General features: G+C 64.5%; 10 protein-coding genes and 1 pseudogene. 3 read left to right on the top strand and 8 right to left on the bottom strand.

The features are described 5' to 3' along the window. Nucleotides 1–186: 186 nt before the first annotated feature. The gene (gene glyA / locus DMX06_RS20645) at nucleotides 187–1,440 is read left to right on the top strand and encodes a serine hydroxymethyltransferase (protein WP_011532152.1); all 1,254 of its coding nucleotides are present in this window, start codon (nucleotides 187–189) and stop codon (nucleotides 1,438–1,440) included. 59 nt (nucleotides 1,441–1,499) lie between these two features. On the opposite strand, the gene DMX06_RS20640 is transcribed toward glyA, so the two are convergent. The 5 genes from DMX06_RS20640 to DMX06_RS20620 form a co-directional block, all read right to left on the bottom strand. Continuing rightward, a complete protein-coding gene (locus tag DMX06_RS20640; protein ID WP_110739110.1) occupies nucleotides 1,500–1,799 on the bottom strand; it encodes a helix-turn-helix domain-containing protein in 300 nt (99 codons plus the stop codon). Continuing rightward, a complete protein-coding gene (locus tag DMX06_RS20635) occupies nucleotides 1,796–2,188 on the bottom strand; it encodes a type II toxin-antitoxin system RelE/ParE family toxin (protein WP_110739147.1) in 393 nt (130 codons plus the stop codon). The genes DMX06_RS20640 and DMX06_RS20635 overlap by 4 nt, the downstream gene beginning before the upstream one ends. 77 nt (nucleotides 2,189–2,265) lie before the next feature. Beyond that, nucleotides 2,266–3,243, bottom strand: coding sequence for a GTPase (yjiA, locus tag DMX06_RS20630; RefSeq protein ID WP_110739109.1), 978 nt, complete (start codon nucleotides 3,241–3,243; stop codon nucleotides 2,266–2,268). A 182-nt stretch (nucleotides 3,244–3,425) separates the two neighbouring features. Further along, nucleotides 3,426–3,623, bottom strand: a complete 198-nt coding sequence (locus tag DMX06_RS20625; RefSeq protein ID WP_050706909.1) for a YbdD/YjiX family protein — start codon at nucleotides 3,621–3,623, stop codon at nucleotides 3,426–3,428. A gap of 13 nt (nucleotides 3,624–3,636) precedes the next feature. Beyond that, nucleotides 3,637–5,703, bottom strand: coding sequence for a carbon starvation CstA family protein (locus DMX06_RS20620; protein WP_110739108.1), 2,067 nt, complete (start codon nucleotides 5,701–5,703; stop codon nucleotides 3,637–3,639). A gap of 166 nt (nucleotides 5,704–5,869) precedes the next feature. On the opposite strand from DMX06_RS20620, the gene DMX06_RS20615 reads away from it, so the two are divergent. Together DMX06_RS20615 and DMX06_RS20610 are read left to right on the top strand one after the other, a co-directional pair. Further along, a complete protein-coding gene (locus tag DMX06_RS20615) occupies nucleotides 5,870–6,238 on the top strand; it encodes a PilZ domain-containing protein (protein WP_110739107.1) in 369 nt (122 codons plus the stop codon). A gap of 261 nt (nucleotides 6,239–6,499) precedes the next feature. Further along, nucleotides 6,500–8,017: a nucleobase:cation symporter-2 family protein gene (locus DMX06_RS20610; protein WP_110739106.1), complete on the top strand. Its 1,518-nt coding sequence runs from the start codon at nucleotides 6,500–6,502 to the stop codon at nucleotides 8,015–8,017. Between the two features lie 302 nt (nucleotides 8,018–8,319). On the opposite strand, the gene DMX06_RS20605 is transcribed toward DMX06_RS20610, so the two are convergent. From DMX06_RS20605 to DMX06_RS20595, 3 genes and pseudogenes are all read right to left on the bottom strand, one after another. Next, nucleotides 8,320–9,657: a TolC family outer membrane protein gene (locus DMX06_RS20605; protein WP_110739105.1), complete on the bottom strand. Its 1,338-nt coding sequence runs from the start codon at nucleotides 9,655–9,657 to the stop codon at nucleotides 8,320–8,322. Nucleotides 9,658–9,661: 4 nt separating this feature from the next. Next, nucleotides 9,662–10,993, bottom strand: a complete 1,332-nt coding sequence (locus DMX06_RS20600; protein ID WP_110739104.1) for an HlyD family type I secretion periplasmic adaptor subunit — start codon at nucleotides 10,991–10,993, stop codon at nucleotides 9,662–9,664. Nucleotides 10,994–10,997: 4 nt separating this feature from the next. After that, nucleotides 10,998–11,236 (bottom strand): annotated as a pseudogene (locus tag DMX06_RS20595) (type I secretion system permease/ATPase); the annotation flags it as partial.

Genomic DNA, 11,236 nt, shown 5'->3' with positions numbered 1-11,236 from the left:
AGGCCGCTCCCACAGGGCACAGCGCCGAGCCGTAAAAACCGGACCCCGAAGTCAACTCCAGCCCAGAAACGGCGCGGGTTGCAACATGAGGGCCATTGGTCCGCGACTTGATGCCACTTCATATGCCAGCGGCGAATCAATCGGTTAGAATGCACCCCCAATTCTGCCCGATCCTTGAGGACCGCCATGTTCAGCCGTGATTTGACCATTGCCAAGTACGACGCCGAGCTCTTCGAAGCCATGCAGCAAGAAGCCCTGCGCCAGGAAGAGCATATCGAGCTGATCGCTTCGGAAAACTACACCAGCCCGGCGGTCATGGAGGCCCAGGGCTCGGTTCTGACCAACAAGTACGCCGAAGGCTACCCAGGCAAGCGCTACTACGGTGGTTGCGAATACGTCGACGTCGTCGAGCAACTGGCCATCGACCGCGCCAAGGAACTGTTCGGCGCCGACTACGCCAACGTCCAGCCGCACGCCGGCTCCCAGGCCAACGCCGCCGTCTACCTGGCCCTGCTGTCGGCCGGTGACACCATCCTGGGCATGAGCCTGGCCCACGGCGGTCACCTGACCCACGGCGCCAGCGTCTCCTCCTCGGGCAAGCTGTACAACGCCATCCAGTACGGCATCGACGCCAACGGCCTGATCGACTACGACGAAGTCGAAGCGCTGGCCCTGGAGCACAAGCCGAAGATGATCGTCGCCGGCTTCTCCGCCTACTCGCAGGTCCTGGACTTCCCACGCTTCCGCGAAATCGCCGACAAGGTCGGTGCCTACCTGTTCGTCGACATGGCCCACGTGGCTGGCCTGGTCGCCGCTGGCGTGTACCCGAACCCTGTTCCGTTCGCCGACGTGGTCACCACCACCACCCACAAGACCCTGCGCGGCCCGCGTGGCGGCCTGATCCTGGCCCGTGCCAACGCCGACATCGAGAAGAAGCTGAACTCCGCGGTCTTCCCGGGTGCACAGGGCGGCCCGCTGGAGCACGTCATCGCCGCCAAGGCGATCTGCTTCAAGGAAGCGTTGCAGCCTGAGTTCAAGGCCTACCAGCAGCAGGTGGTGAAGAACGCCCAGGCCATGGCCGAAGTGTTCATCGAGCGTGGTTTCGACGTGGTTTCCGGCGGCACCCAGAACCACCTGTTCCTGCTGTCGCTGATCAAGCAGGAAATCTCCGGTAAGGACGCCGACGCCGCCCTGGGCAAGGCCTTCATCACCGTCAACAAGAACTCGGTCCCGAACGACCCACGTTCGCCGTTCGTCACCTCCGGCCTGCGTTTCGGCACCCCAGCCGTCACCACCCGTGGCTTCAAGGAAACCGAGTGCCGCGAACTGGCTGGCTGGATCTGCGACATCCTGGCCGACCTGAACAACGAAGCGGTGATCGACGCCGTACGCGAGAAGGTCAAGGCCATCTGCAAGAAGCTGCCGGTGTACGGCAACTGATTGGCAGACGCCTGATGTGAAAAAGCCCGGCCATGTGCCGGGCTTTTTTGTGCTTCTTCTCAGCGAGTTGTTGCGACATCCGGCACGAGACGTATTTCCACGCGCTGCCCCAACGCCCTCGCCGCACTGGCCAGCGTTGCCAGCGTCATGCCGGCATCCGTCTGATCAAGCGCTCGATCGACCGCCGTACGGCTGGTGTGCATGCGCTCGGCAAGCGCCTTCTTGCTGACCTTCTGCTGCTTCATCGCCTCAGTCAGCTGCCAGGCAATCACCCGCTTGAGCGCTGTGGCCGTGACCTCCTCCAGAATGCCTTCTTCGGCAAGAAAATCATCGAAATCCGAACCGATGTGCGGGTTCATATCGTTTGCCTCCGCAAGCTTGCCCTGCGCTGCCTGGCCAATGCGAGGTCGACCGAGGGCGTCTTTTGACTTTTCTTGATGAATCCATGGAGCAAGACCATCACCCCATCGGTGATCGTGAACATCACCCGTCCCACGCTATCCCCCAGGTCGATACGGATCTCCCAGAGTCCGCCTTCCATCTTCCGAACCAGAGGCATGCCAAGTGGCCAACCGAATTGCACAGCCTTGATCTTGTTTCCGATCAGCCTGTGCTGGTTACGCGGCAACGCTTTCAACCACTCCCGCACTGGCTCATTACCGAGGTCACTGCGAAAGAAAAACACCCGAAGCTGTGGATGTGACTCGACCAAGTGTACCAAAAAAGGTACCTCTTTCAAGGGGGCCATAGCGTATGGCCCAATGAATTGAACGAGGCAAAAAAATGCCGCCATTCGGCGGCATCAACCAGTCAGCTACGTCCCACTCATGCGTGATACAACGCCTCAAACCCTGCCCGAATATTCTCTTCCGGCAACTCATCGGCGATGAACACCATCACGCTTTCGCGCGTCTCGCCTTCCTTCCACTCGGCGTCCCAGTCGAACCCGTACAGCTTCAGCACCCCTTGGAACACCAGACGGCGGTCCTCGCCGGCAATGTTCAGTACCCCCTTGTAGCGCAGCAATTGCTTGCCGTGCTCTTCCAGCAGCTCGTTCATGAAGTCGCTGAGCCGATCGATGTCCAACGGCGTTTCAGTGCGCAGCACCAGCGTCGAGATACGGTCAGGCGTGGCCGGCTTGAGCACCGGGCGCAAGGTGGGCTTTGGGCTGATGCCCAGATCCGGGTTGAGGTTGAAGCCGCGCACATCGAGTAGCTCGGCCAGGTCGATGCGACCGTGCTCGACCACACGGATCGCCGCCCGGCCATTGATGCGCGCCAGGCGCTCGCGCAGGGCTTCGACCACCTGCGGCTCGACCAGGTCGGTCTTGCTCAGCAGCAGACGGTCAGCGAAGCCGACCTGGGCCTGGGCGATGGCCTGGGTCAGGTGCAACTCGGCGTGGGCAGTGTCGACCAGGGTGATGATGCCGTCGAGGATATAGCGCTCGCGCAGCTCTTCATCGATGAAGAAGGTCTGCGCCACCGGTGCCGGGTCGGCAAGGCCGGTGCATTCGATGACCAGGCGATCGAAGGCGATTTCACCGGCATCCAGCCGTTCGAGCAGCAGGTACAGGGCCCGGGTCAGGTCGCCATGGATGCTGCAGCACACGCAGCCGTTGGCCAGGGTCATGACCTGCACCGGTTCATCGCCCAGCAGCTGGCTGTCGATGCCGGCCTCGCTGAACTCGTTCTCGATCACAGCGAGCTTCAGGCCATGCTCGGCCTTGAGCATGTGCTTGAGCAATGTGGTCTTGCCGGCGCCAAGGAAGCCGGTCAGCACGGTAACGGGAATCGGCGTTTGCACGCGGAAATCTCCTGAGCGGAAAAAAAAGAAAGGCCGCGATCCCTTGCAGGAGCGGCCTTGTGTCGCGACAGGGCCGCAAAGCGGCCCCAGATTTGCAGGTTCGCAGCAGATATTGCCGGGGCCGCTGCGCGGCCCTTTCGCGGCACAAGGCCGCTCCTACAAGGACCGCGCCGGCATCAGGTTCAACAGCACTTGGGCCCGGACTTGCCACCATAGCGCGCTTCCTGGCGCTCGCGGAAGAACGCCTCGTAGCTCATCACCGGCTTGTCCGGGTGCTTCTTCTGCATGTGCTCGACATAGTTGTCGTAGTCGGGCATGCCGACCATCAGGCGGGCGGCCTGCCCCAGGTACTTGCCCAGTCGACCCAGGTCGTTGAACATCGCGGCGGTCCTCTCAAGCGTCAGGCAGGGCCTGGAACGGGGTTTCCTTGTCGCTGCGCTCCTTGCGACCCAGGGCGGCGAGGCCGACCTTGACGGCAAAGAACAGCACGCTGAACACCACCACCAGGAACAGCACGGTCAGGCCGGCGTTGGTGTAGGCGTTGAAGATCACGTGCTGCATCTGACCGATGTCCTTGGCCGGAGCCAGCACCTGGCCGGCGTCCAGCGCGGTGCTGTACTTCTTGGCCAGGGCCAGGAAGCCGACCGCCGGGTTCGGGTCGAACAGCTTGATCAGGCCCGCGGTGGTGGTGCAGATCAGCAGCCACACGGCCGGCAGCAGGGTGACCCAGACGTAGCGCTGGCGCTTCATCTTGATCAGCACCACGGTGCCCAGCATCAGGGCGATGCCGGCAAGCATCTGGTTGGAGATGCCGAACAGCGGCCACAGGGTGTTGATGCCACCCAGCGGATCGATCACGCCCTGGTACAGCAGGTAGCCCCACAGGGCCACGCAACCGGCGGTGCCGATCAGGTTGGCGGTCCACGACTCGGTGCGTTTCAGCGCTGGCACGAAGCTGCCCAGCAGGTCCTGCAGCATGAAGCGACCGGCACGGGTACCGGCGTCCACCGCGGTGAGGATGAACAGCGCCTCGAACAGAATGGCGAAGTGGTACCAGAACGCCATGGTGTTCTCGCCCGGCAGCACCTGGTGGAGGATCTGCGCGATACCGACCGCCAGGGTCGGCGCGCCGCCGGCACGGGCCAGGATGGTGTGCTCGCCGATGTCGCGGGCGGTGGCCTCGAGCTGCTCGGGGGTAATCATGAAGCCCCAGCTACTGACGGTCTGCGCCACCGAGACGACGTCGGCACCGACCACTGCGGCCGGGCTGTTCATGGCGAAGTACACGCCCGGCTCGATCACCGAGGCGGCGACCATGGCCATGATGGCGACGAACGACTCCATCAGCATGCCGCCGTAGCCGATGTAGCGGGCGTTGGTTTCGTTGTCCAGCAGCTTGGGCGTGGTCCCCGAGGAGATCAGCGCATGGAAGCCGGACACCGCGCCGCAGGCGATGGTGATGAACAGGAACGGGAACAGGGTGCCCTTCCACACCGGGCCCGTGCCGTCGGTGAACTGGGTCAGCGCCGGCATCTTCAGTTCGGGCGCGATGATCAGGATGCCGATGGCAAGGCCCACGATAGTGCCGATCTTGAGGAACGTCGACAGGTAGTCACGCGGCGCCAGCACCAGCCACACCGGCAGCACGGCGGCGACGAAGCCATAGCCGACCAGCATCCAGGTGATCTGCACGCCGGTGAAGGTGAACGCCGGGCCCCACACCGGATCTGCGGCGATCTGGCCCCCCAGCCAGATCGACAGCAGCAGCAGGACCACGCCGACCACCGAGATCTCGCCGATGCGGCCCGGGCGGATATAGCGCATGTAGATGCCCATGAACATCGCGATCGGGATGGTCGCCATCACCGTGAACATGCCCCACGGGCTCTCGGCCAGGGCCTTGACCACGATCAGCGCCAGCACCGCGAGGATGATGATCATGATCAGGAAGCAGCCGAACAAGGCAATGGTGCCGGGGATGCGGCCCATTTCCTCGCGGACCATGTCGCCCAGCGAACGGCCGTTGCGGCGGGTGGAGAGGAACAGGACCATGAAGTCCTGCACCGCGCCGGCCAGCACCACGCCGGCGATCAGCCACAGCGTGCCGGGCAGGTAGCCCATCTGCGCGGCGAGTACCGGGCCGACGAGCGGGCCGGCGCCGGCGATGGCGGCGAAGTGATGGCCGAAAAGGATGTGCTTGTTGGTCGGGACGTAGTCCAGGCCATCGTTGTTGAGTACCGCGGGCGTGGCCCGGCGAGGGTCGAGCTGCATCACCTTGGTGGCGATGAACAGGCTGTAGTAACGGTAGGCAACCAGGTAGATGGCCACTGCCGCGACAACGATCCACAAGGCGTTGATCGCCTCACCGCGACGCAGGGCAACCACACCCAGCGCGCAGGCCCCTATGACTGCCAGCGCCAGCCACGGAATGTGGCGTAGCAGGCTATTATTGTTGTTCATGGTTTACTTCCAGCTGGTGGATTGGAAAGACCGCCCATCGAGTCTAGGGCCAGTCAAAGCGCATTGCCACACTTGCTTTGGTCTAGAGCCTCTGCGGCCAGATTGCGGTACCTGATACGACGCCAGGATTAACTATAGTCAGGTTGAACCCCCGAGGGCTTATCCCATGAGCGATCACGACGAACGCCGCCGTTTCCAACGCATCGCCTTCGATGCCCCCACCGAATTGCGCCAGGGTGAACGCCGCTGGCCGGTGAAACTGCTCGACCTGTCGCTCAAGGGGTTGCTGATAGAGCGCCCTCAGCCCTGGGATGCCGACCTTACCCAGGACTTCGAAGCGGTCATCCACCTGAACGACAAGAAGACCCGGGTGCTGATGCAGGTCGAACTGCGCCACGAGGAGCCGAGCCGCCTGGGTTTCATCTGCCTGCACATCGACATCGATTCGATGACCCACCTGCACCGTCTGGTGGAATTGAATGTGGGCGACAGCACCGAAATGATGCGCGAGCTGCGCGAACTCATCGAAGATTGATATCTCTTAGCCTGCTATCTATCTGGCTGTGACGGCTTTCCTGTCCAGCCAGACAGCTTTCCTGCACCTGCCAGCCTGTTTGTACACACCCCTCTGGAACAGCCTCCTGCATGTTGGAACGCAATCTGCATCCAGGTTTCACGCACCCTGGACGCACCCGTTCCGTCGCTACGATCAAAACTTTGTATACAATTTTTGTGGCAATTTTTTGTGGTAGTTGTCTACAGTAGCGGCACAACAATAAACAGAGAGCCTGCTCCAATGACCACGTCCCCCAGCACGTCTCCCGCCCCGCGCCCCGAGGACGAGAACCTCGGCCTTGGCGCCAACCTGGCCTACGGGCTGCAGCATGTCCTGACCATGTATGGAGGGATCGTCGCCGTACCCCTGATCCTCGGCCAGGCCGCCGGCCTGGCCCCGGCGGAAATCGGCCTGCTGATCGCCGCCTCGCTGTTCGCGGGAGGCCTGGCCACCTTGCTGCAGACCCTCGGCCTGCCGTTCTTCGGCTGCCAGCTGCCGCTGGTGCAAGGCGTGTCGTTCGCCGGCGTGGCAACCATGGGGGCGATCATCAGCAGTGAAGGCGGCGGCGGCCTGCAGGGCGTGCTGGGCGCGGTCATGGCGGCGTCGCTGATCGGCTTCTTGATCACCCCGGTGTTCTCGCGCATCACCAAGTTCTTTCCGCCACTGGTCACCGGCATCGTCATCACCACCATCGGCCTGACCCTGATGCCGGTAGCCGCGCGCTGGGTGATGGGCGGCAACAGCGCTTCACCGGAGTTCGGCAGCGTGGCCAATATCGGCCTGGCGGCGCTGACCTTCGCCATCGTCCTGCTGCTGAGCAAGCTGGGCAGCGCGACCATCTCGCGGCTGTCGATCCTCCTGGCCATGGTGGTCGGCACCCTGATCGCCTGGTCGCTGGGCATGGCCGACTTCAGCAAGGTCACCGAAGGCCCGATGTTCGCCTTCCCCACGCCCTTCCACTTCGGCATGCCGACCTTCCACATCGCCGCGATCCTGTCGATGTGCATCGTGATCATGGTGACCCTGGTGGAAACCTCGGCGGACATCCTCGCAGTCGGTGAGATCATCGACACCAAGGTCGACTCCAAGCGCCTGGGCAATGGCCTGCGCGCCGACATGGCATCGAGCATCCTGGCGCCGATCTTCGGCTCGTTCACCCAGAGCGCCTTCGCCCAGAACGTCGGCCTGGTGGCCGTGACCGGGGTGAAGAGCCGCTACGTGGTGGCCACCGGCGGGGTAATCCTGGTGGTGCTGGGCTTGCTGCCGATCATGGGCCGGGTCATCGCCGCGGTACCGACCCCGGTACTGGGCGGCGCGGGCATCGTGCTGTTCGGCACCGTGGCCGCAAGCGGTATCCGCACCCTGTCGAAGGTCAGCTACAAGAACAACGTCAACCTGATCATCGTCGCCGCCTCGCTGGGCTTCGGCATGATCCCGATCGCGGCGCCGACCTTCTACCACAACTTCCCGAGCTGGTTCGAAACCATCTTCCACTCCGGCATCAGCTCGGCGGCGATCATGGCCATCCTGCTGAACCTGATCTTCAACCACTTCACCACCGGCAACTCGGAGAACCAGTCGGTGTTCGCCGCGGCCTACGAGCGCACCATCCAGTACTCGGACATCTCGGCCCTGCGCGATGGCGACTACTTCAAGGATGGCAAGCTGTTCGACGCCGACGGCAACGAGGTTCCGGTGCTGGAACTCGACGAGCACGGCAATGAGGCGCCCAGGCGCAAGGCGGTCGCCGAGCACTGATCGCTGACCAGGACGGTCATCGAGGGGGAGCCGACGCGCATCGTCGGCTCCTTTTTTTCGTCTGGTGCATACGTGGTAGCGGGAGTTGTGGGAGCAACTGTCTTGCTGAGTTTTCTCAACTGGCGTGATCTCTGTAGGAGCGGCCTTGCGTCGCGAAAGGGCCGCAAAGCGGCCCCAGCGATATCTGCAACTACGCTGAAATCCCGGGGCTGCTGCGCAGCCCTTTCGCGACACAAGGCCGCTCCTACAGGTTGGCGTAGAACCTGTGGGGCCCGCTCCCACGATTGATCCGCTGAGTCGCCTTAGCCGTGCGCCACGAAGTACCGGTTCAACACATTCAGATCCCCCGCCTCCAGCACCCCCGCCAGATAGCGCAACTGCAACCACGCCCTCAAGTACTCATGCCGTGCCTGCGCCAGATCGCGCCTGGCACCAAACAGCTGCTGCTCGGCGTCCAGCACATCAAGGTTGACCCGCTCCCCTCCCCGCACGCTCTTGCGTGTGGCCTGCACCAGGGCCGAGGCCGCCTTCACCGCAAGGTCGTAGGCACGGATCTTTGCCGTGCCGCTGGCGCACAGGTTGAACTGCCGGCGTAGCTGGTTGAGCGTGTCGCGCAACTGCGCATCCAGTTCGAAGCCCGCAGCATCGCGCTGGGCCCGGGCCTGGCGAACCGACGCCGATACACCGCCACCGGCAAACAGCGGCACACTCAACTGCACGCCGATGCTGTCGGTATCGTAACGTTGGTTGTAGCTGCTCTCGGAACTGGAACTGGAAATGCCCTTGCTGGCATAGGCACTCAATGAAGGCAGGTGCCCGGCCCGCTGCCGCTCGATGTGCTGCTCGGCGACCTCGAGCCCATGGCGCTGGCTGGCCAGCTCGGCGTTGCGGGCGACAGCCAGGTCGCGCCAGGGTTCGAAACGCGTCGGGGTGAGGGGCTGGACACGGAAGTCGCCGGTCATCGGCGCCAGGTCCTCGACCGCCACCGGCTCGCCGATGATCGCCTGCAAGGCGCGCAGCGCGGCGTCGAGATTGTCACCGGCCTCGATCTCCTGGGCCTGGGCCAGCTCGTAGCGGGCGCGGGTTTCCAGCACATCGGTACGGGTGCCTTCGCCGCCCTTGAGCAGGCGCTCGTTGAGGGTCAGCTGCTCGGCGTAGGTACGTCGCTGGGCCTGGGCCAGGGCAATCTGTTCGTTGGCGAACAGCGCTTCGCTGTAGGCACCGAACAGGCGCACCATCAGTTCCTGGCCACGGCCGCGATAGCGCTCGTCGGCCAGGGCGGCCTGGGCCACGCCACGGCGGTAGTCGCTCCAGGCGGCATAATCGAACAACGGCTGTTCGAGAGTCAGGGTCGAACTGTAGCTGCGGTAGTCGCGCTGGGTGGTCACATCGCCGAACTGGCTGCGCTGGGTCACCTTGGAATCGTTGCGGGCACGGTTGTAGCGATACGACAGCCTGGGCAGCAAGCCGGCGCGACCGATCGCCAGGTTCTCGAGCCCGGCCTCGCGCTCGGCGATGGAACCCTGCCAGGTGGGATCGTTGCGCAGGGCCAGGGCATAGGCGTCGCCCAGGTCCAGGGCCTGCGCCGACAGGCTGGTGAACAACAGCAGCGGGCAAACGGCACGCAAAAGCACGGACATCCTCTTATTCCTCGGCCAGGGCGACATGCACCCGGTCGGCCAGTGGCTTGAACAGGTAGTTGAGCATCGAGCGCTCGCCGGTTCGCACGAAGGCCTCCACCGGCATGCCCGGGCGGATATCCAGGCCGGCCAGTTGGCCGAGGCCCTGCTCGCTGACCTTGATGCGCACCTGGTAGTAGGGTTGCTGGGTCTTTTCATCGAGCAAGCGGTCGGCCGAGACCAAGGTCACCTCGCCATCCACCCGCGGCGTGGTGCTCTGGTTGAAGGCGACGAACATCAGTTCCACCGGCAGCCCTGGGCGCAGGCGGTCGACCATGTCCACCGAGGCGCGGGCATCGACCAGCAACGGCGCATCGCGCGGCACGATCTCCATCAGCTGCTGGCCACGGGCGATGACCCCGCCGTTGGTGAATACGCTGAGGCCGACCACCGTGCCGGCCACGGGCGCCCGCACCTGGGTATGGGCCAGCTCGAATTCGGCGCTGCGCAGGCGGTTGTCCAGGTCCTCGGCGCTGGCCTGCAACTCGGCGAGCTGCTGGCGCACCTCGTTCTGGTACTCCTGCTGGCGCTGGCCGATGCGCAGCTTGAGTTCCAGCACCTGGCGCCGGGTGCGGCCGATGCTGCCGAAGTCCTCGGCGATCGAACCATTGACCTGGGCCAGCAGGCGCTCGCTGTCGAGCAGGCGATTGCGGGCGATGTAGCCGTCCCGGGCCAATTCGCGCAGGCCGCGCAGTTGCTCGTCCAGCGCGTCACGCTGGGCCTGTTTGCTGGCCAGCGAGCCTTGCAGGCCCTGCAGCGAGGCTTCGGCGCCGGCAATGCTCTCGCGCAGGCCTCCGAGCTCCATGTCCAGCGCCTGGGCGCGGCTGCTGCGCAGTTGCCGCTGGCTCTCCAGCACCGTGGCCACCCAGGCGCTGGCGGCCTGGTCTCGCAGGCCCTGCGGGAACTCGACCGACGCCCTGCCATCGCGCTCGGCCAGCAGACGCGCCTCGGCGGCGCGGGCGTTGACGTACTGCACCCGCAGCGAGCCGACCTGGGCCTGGGCCTGGGTCGGCTCCATGCGCAGCACGACCTGACCGGCGCTCACCGTGTCGCCATCACGCACCAGCAACTGCTCGATCACCCCGCCGGTTGGGTGCTGCACGGCCTGTCGGCTACCGGCGACCATCACGCTGCCACTGACCGGTACGCCTTTGTCCAGCGGCGCCAGCGCGGCCCACAGGAGGAAGCCACCGAAACCTGCCAGCACCAGCCAGCGGCCCACCCGGCCCGGGCGGTGTTCGTCGAGGCTGAGCAGGCTGGCCTCGGTCTTTTGCGTGGAGAGGGCGTGTACGCTCATGAAGTCAGGCTCTTGGCTGGCCGAAGGTGACGCTCAGGCCGATGGGGTTGCGAGGGGTGGGTGGAGCGACAGGTGCAGGGGCGGGCCGGGCGGACCGTTGAGCGTCCTGCAGCACCCGGGCGGTGGGGCCGAAGGCCTGCAACTGACCGCCCTTGAGCATCAGCAGGTTGTCCAGGCCGGCCAGCAGCGAGGACTTGTGGGTGATCAGGACCAACGTGCGCTTGTGCTCGCGCAGCCTGGCAA

Source organism: Pseudomonas mosselii (assembly GCF_003205295.1).
GTDB lineage: Bacteria > Pseudomonadota > Gammaproteobacteria > Pseudomonadales > Pseudomonadaceae > Aquipseudomonas > Aquipseudomonas mosselii_B.
The sequence above is the reverse complement of the archived record's forward strand: the minus strand, read 5'-3'. Positions and strand labels throughout refer to the sequence as shown.